We start from the raw sequence: 17,922 nt of genomic DNA, 5'->3' as shown, positions 1-17,922 counted from the left end.
CCGCGCCCCGCCCTCGTGTCCGCAGTGCCCGGCTCGCCTACGACCAGGCGGCGACGAAGTAGCCGACCCCGTACGGGGCGTCCTCGTACAGCAGCCGCCCGTCGAGCCCGGCACCCTCGGCCGCACCCGCCAGCACCTGCCAGGGCGCCCGGCCGGCGGCCTTGAGTTCGTGCGCGAGCTCGGCGTCGAGGGCGGCGAGCGCGGGTACGTCGGCGGCGGCCAGGGCTCGGGCGGCGGCGGCGTCGAAGCCGGCGGCGCGGTCGTCGAGGTAGCCGGGGGCCTTCAGGGTGCGGCAGGCGCTGCCGTCGCCCATGACGAGGAGCGCGACGCGCTCCTCGCGCGCGGCGAGTCCGCGACCGGCCTCCAGGCAGCGCGCGGTTTCGAGCGGCTCCCCCACCCCGAGCCCCTCCACCGGCGCGGCGCCCCAGCCGGCGCGGCCGAGCAGCCAGGCGCCGACGGCGAGGGACGGCGGCAGGAGGCGGGGGCCCTCCTCTCCGGCCCCGAGCTGTACGTCGGCATCGACGCCGAAGCCGCGGAAGTTGCCGCGGGCGCCCTGGGGGTACGGACCGCGGTGGTCCTGGTCGGCGGCCCCGATGACGACCAGCAGGTCGGGCCGGGAGGCGGTGAGCACGGCGAGCGCGTCGGAGCAGGCGGTGCGGGCTTCGCCGAGTTCGGCGGCGGCACCTGCGGCGACCTCGGGCACGAGGAGCGGCGGGGCGGGGCAGACGGCGGCGGCAACGAGCATGCCCCGCAGCCTAGCCGCCACACCCCGCCCCGGGCCCCGCAACCCCGCCCCCCGGCCCCTGGGCTCCGCTCCCGGCCCGCACGACGTCCCCGACGCGGGGGCGCACGGCCGGGGTCCGGCCCGCGACTCCCGGCCGGATCCCCGTTCAGCCCCCTGACTCGGTGTGTGCAGCCGGGACCCGGCGCGGGTTCAGCGCGTCGGGAGCCGGACCTGCCGGGCCGGGGGTGGGTGGCCCTGCGGGCCCCCCTTCGCCTGTTCCTCCGCCGGCTACCGCCGGGGGCTCCGCCAGAGTCCGTCAGGGGACCCCACGCCTCAACGCACAGCCGGCCCGGCTGGCGCCGCGCGAGCCGGGCACCAAGCACCCGCCGGACGGGGGCCCGCGGTGCCCGCCGGAGCACCACCCTGCCCGCGCGCCGGCCTGGCCGGGTAGTGGCGCGAAGGCCGCTGAACGAGGGAGCGGGGCGTGGGGTGCGGGCGCGCAGCGCCCGACGGGGTGCTGCGGAGCCAAACCGACGGCCGGGGCCTCCCGCAAGCCCACCCGGCGAGATGGTGCCGCGCAGCAGGCCGCCGCCCGAGCCCGGCAGAGCAGCGCAGTGCCCGATGGGGAACCGCCCTGCGCGGCCCGGCGGGCGGGGCGCGGCGCGGTGATCAGGTGGTGGGGGCGGCGCAGCCCGACGTGGTTGCGGGGAGGGGGGCGGGGACGCCCAGCGTCGGGATGCCCAGCATGACGCCCTGCGGCTGCGCGGGGGCCGCGTTCCGCTTCTCCCAGGCGTCGCCCGCGCGGGTCCGGCGGACCGTCAGGGTCGGGCCTTCCGCGAGCAGGTGGTGCGGGGCCGCGTAGGTGATGTCCACCGTCACCACGTCGCCCGGGCGGACCTCCTCCTCCGGCTTCGTGAAGTGGACCAGTCGGTTGTCGGGGGCGCGGCCGGAGAGGCGGTGCGTGGCGCCGTCCTTGCGGCCCTCGCCCTCCGCGACCATGACCTCCAGGGTGCGGCCGACCTGCTTCTTGTTCTCCTCCCAGGAGATCTCCTCCTGGAGGGCGACCAGCCGCATGTAGCGCTCCTGGACGACCTCCTTCGGGATCTGCCCCTCCATGTCGGCCGCCGGGGTCCCGGGGCGCTTGGAGTACTGGAAGGTGAACGCGTTCGCGAAGCGGGCCTCGCGCACCGCGTGCATCGTCTGCTCGAAGTCCTCCTCCGTCTCGCCGGGGAAGCCCACGATGATGTCGGTGGAGATCGCGGCGTGCGGGATGGCGGCGCGGACCTTCTCGATGATGCCGAGGAAGCGCTCCTGGCGGTACGAGCGGCGCATGGCGCGCAGGATGGTGTCCGATCCGGACTGCATCGGCATGTGCAGCTGCGGCATCACGTTCGGGGTCTCGGCCATCGCCGCGATCACGTCGTCCGTGAAGTCCCGCGGGTGCGGGGAGGTGAAGCGGACCCGCTCCAGGCCCTCGATCTGGCCGCAGGCGCGCAGCAGCTTCGAGAAGGCCTCGCGGTCGCCCAGGTCGGAGCCGTACGCGTTCACGTTCTGGCCGAGCAGGGTGATCTCGGAGACGCCTTCGGCGACCAGGGCCTCCACCTCGGCGAGGATGTCGCCGGGCCGGCGGTCCTCCTCCTTGCCGCGCAGCGCGGGGACGATGCAGAAGGTGCAGGTGTTGTTGCAGCCGACGGAGATCGACACCCACGCGGCGTACGCGGACTCGCGGCGGGTCGGGAGCGTGGAGGGGAACGCCTCCAGCGACTCGGCGATCTCGACCTGCGCCTCCTCCTGGATGCGGGCGCGCTCCAGCAGGACGGGCAGCTTGCCGATGTTGTGCGTGCCGAAGACCACGTCGACCCAGGGGGCCCGCTTGACGATCGTGTCGCGGTCCTTCTGCGCGAGGCAGCCGCCGACGGCGATCTGCATGCCGGGGCGCTTGGTCTTCATCGGGGCGAGCCGACCGAGGTTGCCGTACAGCTTGTTGTCGGCGTTCTCGCGGACGGCGCAGGTGTTGAACACCACGACGTCGGCGTCACCGTCGGAGCCCTCGGGCGCCCGCGTGTAGCCCGCGCCCTCCAGCAGACCGGACAGCCGCTCGGAGTCGTGCACGTTCATCTGGCACCCGTAGGTGCGCACCTCGTATGTTCCCTTGACGTCCACTGCCGTGCTCCGGTCGCTGCTGCTGGTCATGCAACAAGGGTAGGCGGTACCCGGAAGCCCTCCGGACCTCGTACGGCGTGGACGGTTTTCCGATCGCGGACGTTCGCGCCGGGTCCTGATCCGGGGCGCCGGAACGGGCGGGGCCGTGACAGGGCGGCGGGTCGGTGGCAGGATCGCGGCCATGGTTCACGTTCCGCCCCGCATTCGCAGGCGCACCGCCCTGTGGGGGCTGGTGGCCGTCCTCGCGGTGTTCGGGCTGCTCGCGTGGTGGCTGAGGCCGTTCGGGGAGCCGGAGCTCAAGGGCGGGCTGACCTTCAGCACGGGTGTGCGTACGGGCGTCTACCACCGCTACGGGCAGCTGCTGGACCAGGCGCTCGCCCGGGACATGCCCGGGGTGAAGGTGCGGCTGGAGACCAGCGAGGGCTCGCAGGAGAACCTCCGGCGGGTGGCGACCGGCGGGGCGGACTTCACCATCGCGACGGCCGACGCGGTCTCCAAGTACCGGGTCGACGGGAAGCCGGGCGCCGAGGGGCTGCGCGGCGTCGCGCGGCTCTACGACGACTACGTGCAGCTGGTGGTCCCGGCCGGGTCGCCGGTGCAGTCGGCGCGGGACCTGAAGGGCAAGCGGGTCGCGGTCGGCCAGCCGGGCTCCGGCGTGCGGCTGGTCTCGGATCGGCTGCTGACGGCGGCCAAGCTGGACCCGGCGCGGGACATCACCCCGGTGTCGATCGGCATCGACACCATGCCGGCGGAGCTTCAGGCGGGGCGGATCGACGCGTTCTTCTGGTCCGGCGGCCTGCCGACGAACGCGGTGCGCGAGCTGTCGGAGCGGTTCGACATCCGGCTCGTGCAGCTCGGCGACCTGGTGGCGGAGCTCCAGGCGAGCGGGAGCCCGGCGCGCTACTACCGGGCGGCGGTGATGCCCCAGGACGCGTACACGCGGGCCCGGAACACCTCTTCGGTGGCGACCCTGGCCGTGCCGAACCTGCTGGTCACCACGGAGAACACGGACCCGGAGCTGACCGAGCAGTTCACGCGGACGGTGATCCTCAGCCGTGACCGGATCGGGCACGAGGTACATGCGGCGCAGCTGGTGGACCTGCGCACGGCGATCTACACGGAACCGCTGGACCTGCACGAGGGCGCACAGCGGTACTACCGCTCGGTCAAGCCGTAGCGACGGGCACCGTAGCAACGGGGCCGGGTACCGGGACCGGGACGGCCGTCGGGACGGTCAGGCCGCGGGCAGCAGCATCAGCGCCGCCGCGGCCGCGCCGATCAGCCCCGCGTGGGTTCCCAGGGCGGCCGGGACCACCTTGAGGCCGCTCACGAACGAGAGCGTGGCGTAGTCGGCCAGGTGGGCGCGGATCGGCGCGAAGAGCGTGTCGCCGGAGGCGGCGACGCCCCCGCCGATGACCGCGATGTCCGTTTCGACGAGGGTCGCGGTGGCCGCGATGGCTGCGGCCAGGGCGCGGCCCGCACGGTCGAAGGCGGCCACGGCGACCCGGTCCCCGGCCTCGGCGGCCAGGGCCACGCCCGCCGCGGTGGCATCCCCGTCCGGGCCGGGCGGGGTCCAGCCCTGGGCCCGGGCCCAGCGGGCGATGGCGGTGCCCGAGGCGATGGACTCCACGCAGCCGTGGCCCCCGCAGACGCACTGCTCACCGTCGAAGGCCACGCTGATGTGGCCGATGTGGCCCGCGTTGCCCGTGGGTCCGGGGTGGAGCTGGTTGTTCAGGATCAGGCCTCCGCCGACCCCGGTGGAGACCACCATGCACAGGGCGTTCGCGTGCCCCCGGGCCGCTCCCAGCCAGTGCTCGGCGGCGGTCATCGCCACGCCGTCACCGGCGAGTACGGTCGGCAGGGCCACGCCGTGCCGGGCCAGTTCGGCCTCGATCCGGGCCTGGACCGGGAACTCCCGCCAGGCCCCGATGTTCACCGGGCTCACCGTGCCGCGGGAGGTGTCGACGGGACCCGCGCTGCCGATGCCGCACCGGACCGCCGACGGCCACAGTGTCGAGCCGGCCAGTTCGGCGACGACCTCGGCGACGGCGGCGAAGACCCGCTCGCCGTCCGTTCCCCGCGGGGTGGGACGGCGGGTGGTGGCCGTCATCCTGCCGTCGGGGTGCACCAGCGCACCGGCGATCTTCGTACCGCCGATGTCGATGGCCACCGTCAGACCGGCGGCCGGGTCGGCAGCCGGGCCAGTGGCCAGCGGTGCGGTGAAGGCGGAGGTGGGACTGGTCACGGAAGCGGCTCCAGGATGGGGTCGGAATCAGTATGCGGCCGGGGCGGGGCCGTACTCTCCCGGGGCTCCAGCCGGGGCTGCTCGCTCTCGCGCGCCCGGGGCGGGCCGCCGGCGAGCACGCCGAGGAGCTCCTCGGCGGCGAGCCGGCCGAAGCCCGCGGTGTCGCGGACGAGCGCGGTGAGCCGGGGGTGGGTGACCCGGCAGAGCGCGGAGTCGTCCCAGGCGACCATGGAGATCCGGCCGGGGACCGCGATGCCCAGCTCGGCGGCGACGGCGATGCCGGCGACCGCCATCACGTCGTTGTCGTAGACGAGGGCGGTCGGCGGTGCGGGTTCCGCGAGGATCCGGCGGGTGGCGGCCGCCCCCTCGGTGTCGGAGTAGTCGGTGACCACCGAGCGCACGTCGTCCGGGCCGAGCCCGCGCGCCTCGGCTTCGGCGCGCAGCGAGGCCATCCTGCGGGCGGTGTGGGCGAGGCCGGGCAGCCCGGCGACGTGGGTGATCCGGCGGTGGCCCAGCTCGTACAGGTGGTCCAGGACCTGGGCCATGGCCCGGGCGTCGTCGGCCCATACCGAGGACAGGGGCCCGGTCTCGCCCGTCCCGCCGATCATGACGGCCGGGAGGCCCAGTTGCGCGAGGAGTTCCGGGCGCGGGTCGTCGGTGCGCGGGTCGACGACGAGGACCCCGTCCACGCGCCGTTCGGCCCACCAGCGGCGGTGGACGGCGCATTCCGCGTCGATGTCGTCCACGACCTGGAAGAGCAGGGCGACCCGGCCGGCGGACAGCACCTCCTGTATGCCGGAGACCAGTTGGAGGAAGAAGGACTCGACGCCGAGGGTCTGCGCGGGCCGGGCGAGCACCAGCCCGACCGCGCCGGAGCGTTCCCCGGACAGGGCGCGGGCGGCGCTGTTGGGCTGCCAGCCGAGTTCCTCGGCGACCCCGCGGATCCGGGCGCGGGTCTCCCGGGACACCCCGGGCCGGTCGTTGAGCGCGAAGGACACGGCGCTCTCGGACACCCCGGCGCGGCGGGCGATGTCCTTGATGGTGGGTCTGCGGGCCATGGCCTGCCTGCCTCTTCCTCGTCCCTGGGGTACGTCCGGCGTGCAGCACGCGCGGACGGCGATGGCGGGACCGTACGCGATCCTGCCCGGGCAGGCCGCCTTGAGCAGCATCCGGGGGTGACCGTCAGCGGGAGCCGCGCGCGGCCGGCGGGCGGCAGCGCGGTCGTGCCCGCTCCGGGCTTTCCGTGGAACCGGTAAAGAGGGCCGGCCGGGGTCGCGATCTCCGTGACCGAAATACCGCTGTCCATTTCCGTACCCTTTCCGGGATCGGAACGAAGGTCTGAACTAAACCGCATTAGTTCGATCAGCTTGGGAGCCCGGGGCCCTTCTGTCAACGGGACTGAAGCGCATAAGTTCCGCCGCCCGACGCCCTGTTGACTCATGCCCGCGACTCCCGGCAGGTTGTACGCCACCCGGCGCATTTCCGAGAACTCGCGAGAACTCCAGGACGCCTTATGCACGACGAAATCCCTCCTCGTCCGCCCCGTCCGCTCCGTCCGCTCCGTCCGCCTCACCCGCCCCGTCCGCCCCGTCCGCTCCGTTTCGGCGCCAACTACACCCCGGCCCGCGGCTGGTTCCACCACTGGCTCGACTTCGACCTCGAAGACGTCAGGGCGGACCTCGACTCCGTCGCCGCGCTCGGGCTGGACCACGTACGGGTCTTCCCGCTGTGGCCGGTGTTCCAGCCGAACCGGACGCTCATCCGGCCGCGCGCCGTCGAACAGCTCGTCGCGCTCGCCGACGCGGCCGCCGAGCGCGGGCTCGACGTCAACGTGGACGGTCTGCAGGGGCACTTGTCGAGCTTCGACTTCCTGCCCGCCTGGACCGGGACCTGGCACCGGCGGAACATCTTCACCGACCCGGACGTCGTCGCCGCGCAGGAGGAGTACCTGCGCACGCTGGCCGCCGCCCTCGCCGACCGGCCCAACTTCCTCGGCATGACCGTCGGCAACGAGATCAACCAGTTCTCCGGCGCCCCGCACCCCGACCCCGACCGGATCACCCGCGAACAGGCGGGCCGCTGGCTGGAACGGATGCTCGCCGCCTGCGAGAAGGGCGCCCCGGGCCGGTCCCACGTGCACGCCGAGTACGACGCCGCCTGGTACCAGGACGGACACCCCTTCACCGTGGCGCAGGCGGCCCGGCTGGGCGCGGCCACGGCCGTGCACTCGTGGGTGTTCAACGGGACCGCGCAGCGCCACGGCCGGACCGGGACGGCGACCGAGCACCACGCCGCGTACCTGGTCGAGCTGTCGAAGGCCTGGGCGCTCGATCCGCACCGGCCGGTGTGGCTCCAGGAGGTCGGGGCGCCCGCGCCGCTGGTCCCGGCGGAGCACGCGGCCGCGTTCACCGAGGCGACCGTGGCGAACGTGTTGGACTGCCCGGACCTGTGGGGCGTGACCTGGTGGTGTTCGCACGACGTGTCCCGGGAGCTCGCGGACTTCCCGGAACTGGAGTACGGGCTCGGCCTGCTCACCAACGACCGCGGGGTCAAGCCGGCCGGGGCGGCCGTCGCCCGGATCGCCGACCGGTGGCGGGGGCGGGAGCACCGCCCGGCCGTCCGGTCCACGGCGCTGGTGCTGGACGTCGGCGGGGCGGAGGCCGCGCCGAGGCGTTCGGTGTGCGCGCCCGGCGGGGCGTTCTTCGAGGCCTGGGCCGCGCTGACGGCCCAAGGGGTCCGGCCCGCAGTGGTCCTGGCGGAGCTCGCCGGGGACGCCGCCCACCTGGCCGCGCGCGGCATCACCGAGGTGCTGCGCGTGCATGACGTCACCTGATCATCCGCCGCCCGACCACCCGTCACCGAGGAGCCCTGCATGTCCGAGACCGGCAACGGCGCCGACCCTCGCACCGCCCGTTCGTCACGTCAGACACCTCAGGCACGTCAGACACCTCAGGCACGTCCCGGATATCCCGCACGTGCCGCGCTGCCCGCGCTGCCCGTCCCTCAGGCACCCTTCACCCCTCCCGCCCGCGTGACGCCGCCGACCCGGCGCGGGGTGCTCGCCGCCGGGGCGGGCGCGGGCGCCGCCGCACTGCTCGGCGCGGCCGGCACGGCCACCCGGGCGCAGGCCGCGCAGGCCGTCCCCGGCGCCCCGGCCGCGCAGGCCGTCCCGGCCCCGGTACCGGGTACCCCGGCCGACCTGGCCCCGTACGCCTCCTACTGGTTCCCCGACTCGCTCCCCCAGGGCGCCCCCGGCCCGGGCATCACCTGGCGGTCGCTGAAGCAGTGGTCCCCCGAGTCCGATCCGGACCTCGCGCACAACACCGCGACCGTGCCGCTCGCGCCCCGCTTCACCCCCGTGCCGGTGAACCCGGGTGCGCGCGCCGGGCAGGCCCGGATCTCCTCGCTCGTCTCCTTCGGGCCCACCGCACAGAACCCCTCCCAGGGCTCCGCGACCGCCGACCACTACGCGCTCACGCACTGGGCGTACCTCGACGAGCTGGTGTTCTGGGGCGGCTCCTCCGGCGAGGGAATCGTGCTCGCCCCGAACGCGCCCGTGATCGACGCGGCCCACCGCAACGGCGTCCCGGTGCTGGGCAACGTCTTCCTGCCGCCCGTCGCGTACGGCGGCGACCTCCAGTGGACGCGGGACCTCGTCCAGCGTGACTCCGCCGGCCGGTTCCCGATCGCCGAGAAGCTCGTACAGGTGGCGCGCACGTACGGGTTCGACGGCTGGTTCGTGAACGCCGAGACCGACGGCGGGGACGGTTCGCTCGCCGCCCGGATGCGGGAGTTCCTGCGCGCACTGCGGGCGGCCGGCTCCCCGCACGGCCTGCGGATCACCTGGTACGACGCCATGAACAGCACCGGCAGGGTCGGCTGGCAGGGCGCACTGAACCAGCTCAACCAGGAGTTCTTCGAGGACCGGGCGGGCCGGGTCGCGGACACGGTGTTCGTCGACTTCCGCTGGACCGCGCAGACCCTGGCCGCTTCCGGCGCGCTCGCCGACCGGATGGGCCGCTCCCGCCACGAGCTGTGGGCGGCCCTCGACGTGGAGTCGGGCGGCTGGGATTCCGCCGTCCGTTGGGACGCGGTCATCCCGCGCGACCGCGACCACGTCGTCAGCTTCGGGTTCTACCGGCCCGAGTGGACACGCAACCACCTCACCGACCGCTCCCCCGGCGCCTTCCACCGCGCCGACGACCGGTTCTGGACGGGCGAGTCCCTGGACCCGGCCCGTCCCGCGCCCGAGGGCAGCTGGCGGGCGCCCGCCACGGCCGTCGCGGACCGGTCCACCGTCACCGCCCTCCCCTTCGCCTGTGCATTCAACACCGGGCACGGGGAGCGCTGGTACGAGGAGGGCGAGGTCACCTCCGACATCCCCTGGAACCACCTCGGACTCCAGGACGTGCTCCCGGGCCGCCGCTGGGCCGTGGACTGTGCCGGGCCGCGGCCCTCCGTCACGCTGGACTTCGCGAAGGCCTGGCGCGGCGGCTCCAGCCTCCTCGTGGCCGGCGCGCTCACCGCTCCGGCCGTCGTCGGCCTGCACTGCACGCGGCTGCCGCTGACCGGCTCCACGGCCGTGGAGCTGGTGCACGCCGCCGAGGCGGGCACGCTCGGCATCGAGGTCGGCGTGGCCACGCGCGAGCCGGGCGCTCCGGGGGAGCCGGTCCCGTACACCTGGCTGAAGGCGCAGACCCCGGGCTCCGGCCGCGGCGGGTGGCACACCTCCCGGGTCGGGCTCCCGTCCCTGGCGGGCCGGACCGCGTACGGGCTGGCCGTACGGATCACGGTGCGCGGGAAAAGGGCGGTGGCCTGGCGGCTCGGCGCCCTGTCGGTACGCGACGACACCGCGCGGCGGCGCCCGGCGGCTCCTGGTGCGCTGACCGTGGACGCCGCGACCCAGCAGGACGGCAAGGCCGCCCTCCGACTGTCTTGGCGCCGGGCTGCCGGGCCGGTCCGCCACTACGAGCTGTACCGCCTGCTCCCGGACGGCGCCCGACGCTTCCTCGGCGGCACCTGCGGCACCGCCCTGTACCTCCCGGCCGTCACCCGGGCCGGCCGGGAGCCGGCGGCCGTCTTCGAGGTCCGGGCGGTGGACGAGCTGTACGCGGCCTCCGCCCCAGCCTGCACCACCCTCACCTGGACCGGACCGGCCTGACCCGGGGGCCGGCCCGGGGTGGTTCCCGCGGCTGCGGTCAGGGCGTGTGCGGATCGCTGCGCGGGACGGCCACCGTCACCCGCAGCCCGTGCGGCGGGTTCGTCGCGTACGCGAGGGACCCGCCGCCCGCGGCGAGCAGCGCCCGGGAGATCGACAGGCCGAGCCCGGAGCCCTTGACGTTCTGGTGGCGGCCGCTGCGCCAGAACCGGTCGCCGACGCGGAGCAGCTCCTCGTCGGTCAGTCCGGGTCCGCGGTCGGCGACGACCACGTGCACGAAGGGCCCCTCCGCGGCGACCGACACCTCGACCTCTTCTCCCTCCGGCGTGAACTTGAGGGCGTTGTCGATGACGGCGTCCAGCGCGCTGGAGAGGGCGATGGGGTCGGCCCAGCCCGTGACGGCGGTCCGGCCCGTCTCGGTGATCCGTACGCCCTTCTCCTCCGCGTACGGGCGCCAGGACGCCACCCGTTCGGCGGTCAGTGCCGCGATGTCGGTCAGGCTGAGCTCGGCGGAGGTGTGCTCGGCCAGCGCCAGGTCCAGCAGGTCGTCCAGGACCTGGGTCAGGCGCTTGCCCTCGGTCCGCACGGAGGCGATCTCTTCGTTTCCTTCCGGCAGTTCGAGGGCGAGCAGTTCGATCCGCAGGAGCAGCGCAGCGAGCGGGTTGCGCAGCTGGTGGGAGGCGTCCGCGACGAACGCCCGCTGCTGCTCCAGGACCTCTTCCACGTTGTCGGCCATCTCGTTGAACGAGTGGGCCAGCCGCTGGAGTTCCGGGGGCCCGCCGGCGGCTGCGACCCGGGAGTTCATCCGTCCCGTGGCGATGCCGTGGGCGGCCGCGTCGAGGGTCCGGACCGGCTTGAGCACCCACCTGGTGAGCACGAGGGCGGCGCCGAAGGCCACGAGCATCGCGGCGGCGAGCCCGGCGATGATGATCATCCAGCCGCTCAGGATGCGGGCCCGCATCTGGTCGGTGGGCGACTCGGTGACGACGACCGCGACGACGTCTCCGTCGAGGACGACCGGGGAGGCGACGAGGAGCTTGCCGTGGGTCTGCCAGGGCCACACCTGCGCGGGGTCGTGGCTGCGCCGTCCAGCGAGGGCCTCCTGGAAGGCACGGCGGCCCTCGCCCTGCTCCGGGAGCTCCCACCAGCCGGGGGCGCGGGCCATGGCGTTGTCGTCGCGCAGGAAGATGCCCACGCGGATGCCGTACAGCTGCTGGTAGCGGGCCAGTTCGAGCTGGAGGGTCTCCAGGCGCTCGGTGGCGCCGGTGGAGCCGGAGCCCTCGGCGTCGATGACGAACTGGGCGAGGGCGGCGAAGCGGGCGCTGTCGTCGATCCGGTCGACGACCACGCGCTGCTGCTGCCCGGCGGCCAGGCTCACTGCGAGCGGGAAGCCGAGGGCGAGCAGCACGCCCGCCATCAGGATGACGAGCAGGGGGAGCAGCCGGGCGCGCACGTCAAGGGCCCCGCTAGGCGGCGGCCGGGGCGACGAGCCGGTAGCCCACCCCGCGGACGGTCTCGATGAGGGCGGGCATGCGCAGCTTGGAGCGCAGCGAGGCGACGTGGACCTCCAGGGTCCGGCCGGTCCCCTCCCAGCTGGTGCGCCAGACCTCGCTGATGATCTGCTCGCGGCGGAAGACGACCCCGGGCCGTTGCGCGAGCAGTGCCAGCAGGTCGAACTCCTTGCGGGTGAGCGGTACGTCGGCGCCGTCTACGCTGACGCGGCGGGTGGCCAGTTCGATGCTGACCGGGCCGAGCCGGACCACGTCGGAGCCGCCACCCGTACCGGTGGCGGTGTCTTCGGGGGCACCGGTGCGCCGGGCGACGGCGTGGATGCGTGCGAGGAGTTCACCCGTGTCGTACGGCTTGACGACGTAGTCGTCGGCGCCCATGTTGAGGCCGTGGATACGGGAGCGGACGTCGCCGCGCGCGGTCACCATGATCACGGGAGTCGAGGTGCGCTTGCGGATCTTCCCGCACACCTCGTAGCCGTCCTGATCGGGCAGGCCGAGGTCGAGCAGGATGACCCCGTAGGGAGTGACGCTGGCCGGCGCTCCTGCGGGTAGCAGGGCCTGCAGGGCCTCCTCGCCGCTACGGGCGTGGGTCACCTGGAAGCCGTGCCGGGCGAGGATCGCGGACAGGGCGGCGGCAACGTGGTCGTCGTCCTCGACGAGCAGCAGTCTCATGGCGTCCCCCTTTTCCTGATCTGGGCCCGTGGTCAATGGGCCACCATGCATCCACGCCGATGGAGAGGCCCACGTCAAGGGGGTTCCGGTCTGGCGCGCCTTCCGTTATGCACCCGGTACGGGCATCCTCGCCCAGCCCACCGCAGTGCGCACGGAGCGTATCGGGGCGAGGCCGTATCGTTATGCTCAATTCTCCCTCAGATGTGATGACGGTGTGCGCGCCGCGTCACTACTGTCCTCCCAACCGAGGAGGACGGAGCTAGAAGCCGATGAGCGGAGTATCAGTGACCAAGGACGTGCAGGATGCGGCCGGCACCGCGGACGACCTGGTCGTACTGAGCAACGTCAACAAGCACTTCGGCGCGCTGCACGTGCTTCAGGACATCGATCTGAGCATTGCCCGCGGTGAGGTCGTCGTGGTGATCGGTCCTTCGGGATCGGGCAAGTCCACGCTGTGCCGGACCATCAACCGCCTGGAGACGATCGACTCGGGCACCATCACGGTCGACGGCAAGGAACTGCCCTCGGAGGGACGGGAACTGGCCCGGCTGCGTGCCGACGTGGGCATGGTCTTCCAGTCCTTCAACCTTTTCGCGCACAAGACCGTGCTGCAGAACGTGATGCTGGGTCAGCTCAAGGTCCGCAAGACGGACTCGGCAGCAGCACTCGAAAAGGCGAAGTCCCTCCTGGACCGGGTGGGGGTCGGCTCGCAGGCTGACAAGTACCCGGCGCAGCTGTCCGGCGGCCAGCAGCAACGCGTGGCGATCGCCCGCGCGCTGGCGATGGACCCGAAGGTGATGCTGTTCGACGAGCCGACCTCGGCGCTCGACCCGGAAATGATCAACGAGGTGCTGGAAGTCATGCAGCAGCTCGCCCGGGAGGGCATGACGATGGTGGTCGTCACGCACGAGATGGGCTTCGCCCGCTCTGCGGCCAATCGGGTCGTCTTCATGGCCGACGGAAAGATCGTCGAAGAGGCCGCGCCCGAGCAGTTCTTCAGCAACCCGCGCAGTGACCGCGCCAAGGACTTCCTTTCGAAGATCCTGCACCACTGACGGTCCCGTCTGGTAGTGATCCCCTGGCGGCTCAGAGCACACGTGTCGCTCGTCGTCCAACAACGTCTCATCCGAGGGAAGTTCACCATGAAGGTTTTCAAGGCCGGTGCGGCCGCGGCCGTGGCCGCAGTCCTCGCTCTGACCGCGACCGCCTGCGGCGGCAGCAGCGACAAGGCGAGCAGTGACGGCGGCGCGTCCGGCGGCGCCAAGAACAAGATCGTCATCGGCATCAAGTTCGACCAGCCGGGTCTGGGCCTCAAGACGCCCGACGGCAAGTTCACCGGCTTCGACGTCGACGTGGCGACGTACGTCGCCAAGGAGCTGGGCTACCAGCCGGACCAGATCGAGTTCAAGCAGGCCGTCAGCGCCGAGCGCGAGAACCTGATCGCCAACGGTGACGTGAAGCTGGTCGTCGCGACCTACACGATCAACGACAAGCGCAAGGCGAAGGTCGACTTCGCCGGCCCGTACTTCCTGGCCCACCAGGACCTGCTGGTCCGCGCCGACGACACCTCGATCACCAAGGTCGAAGACCTCAACAAGAAGAAGCTCTGCTCGGTCACCGGCTCCACGTCGGCGCAGAACGTCAAGACCAAGCTGGCCCCCGAGGCCGACCTGCGCGAGTACCCGGGCTACTCCGAGTGCCTCACCGGCCTGGAGAACAAGGCCGTGGATGCGCTGACCACGGACGACTCGATCCTCGCCGGCTACGCCGCGCAGGAGAAGAACAAGGGCAAGTTCAAGCTGGCCGGCCTGAAGCTCAGCGACGAGCCCTACGGCATCGGCCTGAAGAAGGGCGACACCGAGCTCCAGACCAAGGTGAACGCCGCGCTCAAGAAGATGGTCGAGGACGGCTCCTGGCAGAAGGCGGTCGACGCGAACTTCGGACCGGCCAACTACAAGGCCGAGCCGGCCCCGCAGATCACCGAAGGAAGCTGATTCATCGGTGAGGGGCGTCGCCGCCCGCCTGTCACGGGCGGCGACGTGCCTCACCGGCCATCCTGGGGAGAGCGCAGGGCAACGTGTTCGACTTTCTTAATTCCGGGCAATATGACGTGCTCGGAGCCTTCTGGGTGACGGTTCAGCTCACCCTCTACTCGGCGGCCGGATCCCTGATCTGGGGCATCGTCCTCGCAGGGATGCGGGTCAGCCCAGTCCCGCTGATGCGGTCGTTCGGCACCGCGTACGTCAATATCGTGCGCAACACGCCGCTGACCCTCCTTATCCTCGGCTGCTCGCTGGGCCTGGACCAGACCCTGGGCATCACACTCGCCGGCGGAACCTCCAAGGAGATCGGTTTCCGCCTCGCGATCCTGGGGCTGATCGCCTACACCGGAACCTTCGTCTGCGAAGCGATCCGCTCGGGCATCAACACGGTCCCCGTGGGCCAGGCCGAAGCCGCCCGCGCGCTGGGGCTGAGCTTCTTCCAGGTGCTCACCCTGATCGTGCTCCCCCAGGCCTTCCGTGCGGTCGTCGGACCGCTGACGAACGTACTAATCGCCCTCACCAAGAACACCACGGTGGCGGCGACGATCGGTGTGGCCGAGGCGGCCCTGCTGATGAAGGAAATGCTGGAGAACGAAGCGGACGCGATCTTCGCCGTCTTCGCGGTCTTCGCTCTCGGCTTCGTCCTGCTGACCCTGCCCACCGGCCTGCTGCTGGGCTGGGTGGCCAAGCGAGTGGCGGTGAAGCGATGAGCTCCGTTCTGTACGACACCCCCGGCCCCAAGGCCAAGGCCCGCAACTGGATCTACACCGGCGTCTTCCTGGTACTCCTCGCACTGGTCATGTGGTGGGCGCTGTCCCTCATGGCGGAGAAGAACCAGCTCGACGCCGACAAGTGGGCCCCGTTCGTCACCGACAGCCAGATCTGGACGACGTTCCTGCTGCCGGGCCTCGGGGAGACCCTCAAGGCCGGCCTGATCGCCATGGTGATCGCGCTGCCGCTGGGTGCGCTCCTCGGAATCGCCCGGCTCTCGGACCACGCCTGGATACGCGTCCCGGTCGGCACGGTTGTGGAGTTCTTGCGTGCCATCCCGGTCCTGATGCTGATGATCTTCAGCTCCGCCCTGTACGTCATGCTCGGCACCGTCAGCTCCGACCTGCGGCCGCTGTACGCGGTGGTCACCGGCCTGGTCCTGTACAACGCCTCGGTCATCGCCGAGATCGTCCGGGCCGGCATCCTGACGCTGCCGCGCGGCCAGACCGACGCGGCCAAGGCGATCGGCATGCGCAAGGGCCAGATCATGACGTACGTCCTGGTCCCGCAGGCCGTCACGGCGATGCTGCCCGCCCTGGTCAGCCAGCTCGTGGTGATCCTCAAGGACACGGCGCTCGGCGGCGCCGTCCTCGGCTTCGCCGACCTGATGTCGATGAACCGGCAGATCTCCGCCAACTACAGCAACACCATCGCGACCATGGTCGTGATCGCCCTGATCTACATCGCCGTGAACTTCGCGCTCACCACCTTCGCCTCCTGGCTCGAAGGGCGGCTGCGGAAGTCGCAGAAGGGCACCGGCGCGGTCGTCGCCGGGGACGTGGCCGAGGTCGACGCGGGCGGAGCGGCAGGCGTGGGTCAGGCCCCCTGACCCCCGCTCGGCCCCCCGGCGGACACGGCTCCCCGACAACGGAAGCCTGACGTCCGGTCAGTACACTGGCGTGACACCTGTGGTGCGGCGGAACTCATCCGCCGCACCACACGGCGTTGGCGGGGGCGGGTGTCACTTGACGCAGGCACCTCCAGTGGGTTGCATACGTTCTGTGATCACATACCGGACATCGGGAGCCGCATCATGGACCCGGTGATCGTCGTCGGCGCGGGGCCCGTCGGACTGTCGCTGGCCCTGGCCCTGGCCGGCTCGGGCGTGCGCTGCGTCGTGCTCGACGAGGGACCGGGGAAGGACCTGCCCCGGCCGGCCCGGACCGTCGTCCTGCACGCCGACACCGCCGCGATGGCGCAGCGGCTGGGCTGTACGACACTGCGCGATGAGGGTGCGTACTACGCGGCCTGGCGCACCATGCGGCGCGGCCGTGACACCGGGCGGACCACCTTCGACGACGGATCCGCCCCCCTGCACCTGCCGCAGCACGCCCTCGCCCGCGGGCTGCGCGACGCCGCGGGAGCGCACCCCCTGGTCCAGCTGGTCGCCGACAGCAAACTGGACTCCCTCGAACAGGACGACCGCGGGGTCACCGCACACACCCGGGGCGCCGAGACGACCTGGTGGCGCGGGAGTTACCTGGTCGGCTGCGACGGAGCCCGCTCCACCGTGCGCAAACTGCTCGGCATCCGCTTCCCGGGCCGCACCGCCGTCGAACGGCATGCCGTGGCCGCGCTGCGCACCGAACTCCCCTGGCCCGGCGAGGCCCTGCTGCACCGCGACCCGCCGCAGGAGACCACCGCCCGACCGCTGCCCGACGGGGTGTGGCGGCTGGACTGGCTGCTTCCGGCCCGCGGCGATCTGGTCACCCCCGACGCTCTGGTGACCCTCGTCCGGGACAGCCTCGCGAGCTGGTGCGGGGGCACCACTCCCCCGTACGACCTGCTCGACACCGGGGTCCACACGCTGCACCACCGGCTCGCCCGGCGCTGGCGCGACCGCCGGGCCTTCCTCGCCGGGGACGCCGCCCACCTGCTGGGCGCCCTCGGCACGCAGGGGGTCGAGGAGGGGCTCCGCGACGCCGAGAACCTCGCCTGGAAGCTGAGCGTGGCCTGGCACCAGGGCGCCTCCGAGGAACTGCTCGACAGCTACGAGGGCGAACGACGTACGGCGGTCGCGGCGCGGCTGCGCGCCGCCGACCAGTCGATGCCGGTGCTCCGCGGCGGGGGCGGACTGCGGACCTTGCTGCCGGGCTCCACCCGCTCCGGTGAACTGCTCCTGACCGACGGCCACTTGGGGCGGGGGCCGCTGGGCGCGGCGCCGACGTACGCCCCACCGGTGGCCGTGCGCGAGGTGCCCACCGACACGGAGCCGGGCGGCCAGGTGGCCGACGTTCCCGTCACCGCGCCCGACGGGTCGACGGTGCCGCTGCGCGATCTGATGGGGCGCGGGCGCCTGCTGGTGGTGCTGGTCGCCCCCGGCACCGGGGTCTGGGACCGGCGGCACTGGCTGGGCGCCGGGCTGATGCCGCGGCTCGCGGCGGCGGTGAGCGCCCTCCCGGTCCGCACCGAGCTGCTGGTAGCGGACGGCTACCCGGGCGCCCCGGCGCACACGGTGCTCCTGGTCCGGCCGGACGGGCACCTGGCGGCGACCTTCGCGGGCGTGCGGCCCGCGGAGCTGTACGAGGCGGCGGACACCGTCCGCTCGGGGGCGCCCGGGCTGCTGCGGGAGTCTTCCACCACACATCCAGCCGTGATCGATTGACCGGTCCGAGTTCCTCGTGCTTGACTCGCGG

14 protein-coding genes are annotated in these 17,922 nt (G+C 72.8%); 8 read left to right on the top strand and 6 right to left on the bottom strand.

The features are described 5' to 3' along the window. Positions 1-37: 37 nt before the first annotated feature. Positions 38-745: a hypothetical protein gene (locus OHA65_RS27760; protein ID WP_327278897.1), complete on the bottom strand. Its 708-nt coding sequence runs from the start codon at positions 743-745 to the stop codon at positions 38-40. Positions 746-1,393: 648 nt separating this feature from the next. Then, the gene (gene miaB, locus OHA65_RS27755; protein ID WP_327278896.1) at positions 1,394-2,917 is read right to left on the bottom strand and encodes a tRNA (N6-isopentenyl adenosine(37)-C2)-methylthiotransferase MiaB; all 1,524 of its coding nucleotides are present in this window, start codon (positions 2,915-2,917) and stop codon (positions 1,394-1,396) included. A 151-nt stretch (positions 2,918-3,068) separates the two neighbouring features. On the opposite strand from miaB, the gene OHA65_RS27750 reads away from it, so the two are divergent. Continuing rightward, complete coding sequence (locus OHA65_RS27750; protein WP_327278895.1) at positions 3,069-4,064, top strand: TAXI family TRAP transporter solute-binding subunit; 996 nt, start codon at positions 3,069-3,071, stop codon at positions 4,062-4,064. Between the two features lie 57 nt (positions 4,065-4,121). Here the strand turns inward: OHA65_RS27750 and OHA65_RS27745 are convergent, their stop codons facing one another. Both OHA65_RS27745 and OHA65_RS27740 read right to left on the bottom strand, forming a co-directional pair. Continuing rightward, entirely contained in the window at positions 4,122-5,063 is a 942-nt protein-coding gene (locus OHA65_RS27745) for an ROK family protein (RefSeq protein ID WP_327285814.1), read from the bottom strand. Positions 5,064-5,128: 65 nt separating this feature from the next. Continuing rightward, positions 5,129-6,190 (bottom strand): LacI family DNA-binding transcriptional regulator, encoded by a 1,062-nt coding sequence (locus OHA65_RS27740; RefSeq protein WP_327278894.1) that lies wholly within the window; start codon positions 6,188-6,190, stop codon positions 5,129-5,131. A 455-nt stretch (positions 6,191-6,645) separates the two neighbouring features. Here OHA65_RS27740 and OHA65_RS27735 point away from each other — a divergent pair, with 455 nt between their 5' ends. Beyond that, positions 6,646-7,965, top strand: a complete 1,320-nt coding sequence (locus OHA65_RS27735) for a glycosyl hydrolase (protein ID WP_327278893.1) — start codon at positions 6,646-6,648, stop codon at positions 7,963-7,965. Positions 7,966-8,004: 39 nt separating this feature from the next. Beyond that, positions 8,005-10,293, top strand: coding sequence for an endo-beta-N-acetylglucosaminidase (locus OHA65_RS27730; protein ID WP_405762605.1), 2,289 nt, complete (start codon positions 8,005-8,007; stop codon positions 10,291-10,293). Positions 10,294-10,330: 37 nt separating this feature from the next. Here the strand turns inward: OHA65_RS27730 and OHA65_RS27725 are convergent, their stop codons facing one another. Beyond that, on the bottom strand, positions 10,331-11,743 hold the full coding sequence (locus tag OHA65_RS27725; protein WP_327278891.1) for a HAMP domain-containing sensor histidine kinase: 1,413 nt from the start codon (positions 11,741-11,743) through the stop codon (positions 10,331-10,333). 13 nt (positions 11,744-11,756) lie between these two features. Next, the gene (locus OHA65_RS27720; RefSeq protein ID WP_327278890.1) at positions 11,757-12,473 is read right to left on the bottom strand and encodes a response regulator transcription factor; all 717 of its coding nucleotides are present in this window, start codon (positions 12,471-12,473) and stop codon (positions 11,757-11,759) included. A 269-nt stretch (positions 12,474-12,742) separates the two neighbouring features. Between OHA65_RS27720 and OHA65_RS27715 the strand changes: the two genes are divergently transcribed. The 5 genes from OHA65_RS27715 (at position 12,743) to OHA65_RS27695 (ending at position 17,891) form a co-directional block, all read left to right on the top strand. Continuing rightward, positions 12,743-13,528: an amino acid ABC transporter ATP-binding protein gene (locus OHA65_RS27715; RefSeq protein ID WP_328763946.1), complete on the top strand. Its 786-nt coding sequence runs from the start codon at positions 12,743-12,745 to the stop codon at positions 13,526-13,528. Positions 13,529-13,615: 87 nt separating this feature from the next. After that, on the top strand, positions 13,616-14,467 hold the full coding sequence (locus tag OHA65_RS27710; protein WP_405762603.1) for a glutamate ABC transporter substrate-binding protein: 852 nt from the start codon (positions 13,616-13,618) through the stop codon (positions 14,465-14,467). An 83-nt stretch (positions 14,468-14,550) separates the two neighbouring features. Next, a complete protein-coding gene (locus OHA65_RS27705; protein ID WP_405757040.1) occupies positions 14,551-15,225 on the top strand; it encodes an amino acid ABC transporter permease in 675 nt (224 codons plus the stop codon). Further along, positions 15,222-16,115 carry an amino acid ABC transporter permease gene (locus OHA65_RS27700; protein WP_329314689.1) on the top strand — a complete coding sequence of 298 codons (894 nt, stop codon included), beginning with the start codon at positions 15,222-15,224 and terminating at the stop codon, positions 16,113-16,115. The genes OHA65_RS27705 and OHA65_RS27700 overlap by 4 nt, the downstream gene beginning before the upstream one ends. A gap of 204 nt (positions 16,116-16,319) precedes the next feature. Further along, a complete protein-coding gene (locus OHA65_RS27695; protein WP_327278885.1) occupies positions 16,320-17,891 on the top strand; it encodes an FAD-dependent monooxygenase in 1,572 nt (523 codons plus the stop codon). Positions 17,892-17,922 lie beyond the last annotated feature (31 nt).

The sequence above is a fragment of the Streptomyces sp. NBC_00045 genome (assembly GCF_045041095.1).
Taxonomy (GTDB): Bacteria; Actinomycetota; Actinomycetes; order Streptomycetales; family Streptomycetaceae; genus Streptomyces.
This window is presented reverse-complemented; position numbering and strand designations above follow the sequence as displayed.

Excerpts from the sequence above, each read along its gene's own strand:
- miaB (WP_327278896.1), bottom strand. The coding sequence starts at position 2,917 with ATGACCAGCAGCAGCGACCGGAGCACGGCAGTGGACGTCAAGGGAACA.
- OHA65_RS27750 (WP_327278895.1), top strand. The coding sequence starts at position 3,069 with ATGGTTCACGTTCCGCCCCGCATTCGCAGGCGCACCGCCCTGTGGGGG.
- OHA65_RS27695 (WP_327278885.1), top strand. The coding sequence starts at position 16,320 with ATGGACCCGGTGATCGTCGTCGGCGCGGGGCCCGTCGGACTGTCGCTG.
- OHA65_RS27700 (WP_329314689.1), top strand. The coding sequence starts at position 15,222 with ATGAGCTCCGTTCTGTACGACACCCCCGGCCCCAAGGCCAAGGCCCGC.
- OHA65_RS27715 (WP_328763946.1), top strand. The coding sequence starts at position 12,743 with ATGAGCGGAGTATCAGTGACCAAGGACGTGCAGGATGCGGCCGGCACC.
- OHA65_RS27710 (WP_405762603.1), top strand. The coding sequence starts at position 13,616 with ATGAAGGTTTTCAAGGCCGGTGCGGCCGCGGCCGTGGCCGCAGTCCTC.
- OHA65_RS27735 (WP_327278893.1), top strand. The coding sequence starts at position 6,646 with ATGCACGACGAAATCCCTCCTCGTCCGCCCCGTCCGCTCCGTCCGCTC.
- OHA65_RS27740 (WP_327278894.1), bottom strand. The coding sequence starts at position 6,190 with ATGGCCCGCAGACCCACCATCAAGGACATCGCCCGCCGCGCCGGGGTG.
- OHA65_RS27760 (WP_327278897.1), bottom strand. The coding sequence starts at position 745 with ATGCTCGTTGCCGCCGCCGTCTGCCCCGCCCCGCCGCTCCTCGTGCCC.
- OHA65_RS27720 (WP_327278890.1), bottom strand. The coding sequence starts at position 12,473 with ATGAGACTGCTGCTCGTCGAGGACGACGACCACGTTGCCGCCGCCCTG.
- OHA65_RS27730 (WP_405762605.1), top strand. The coding sequence starts at position 8,005 with ATGTCCGAGACCGGCAACGGCGCCGACCCTCGCACCGCCCGTTCGTCA.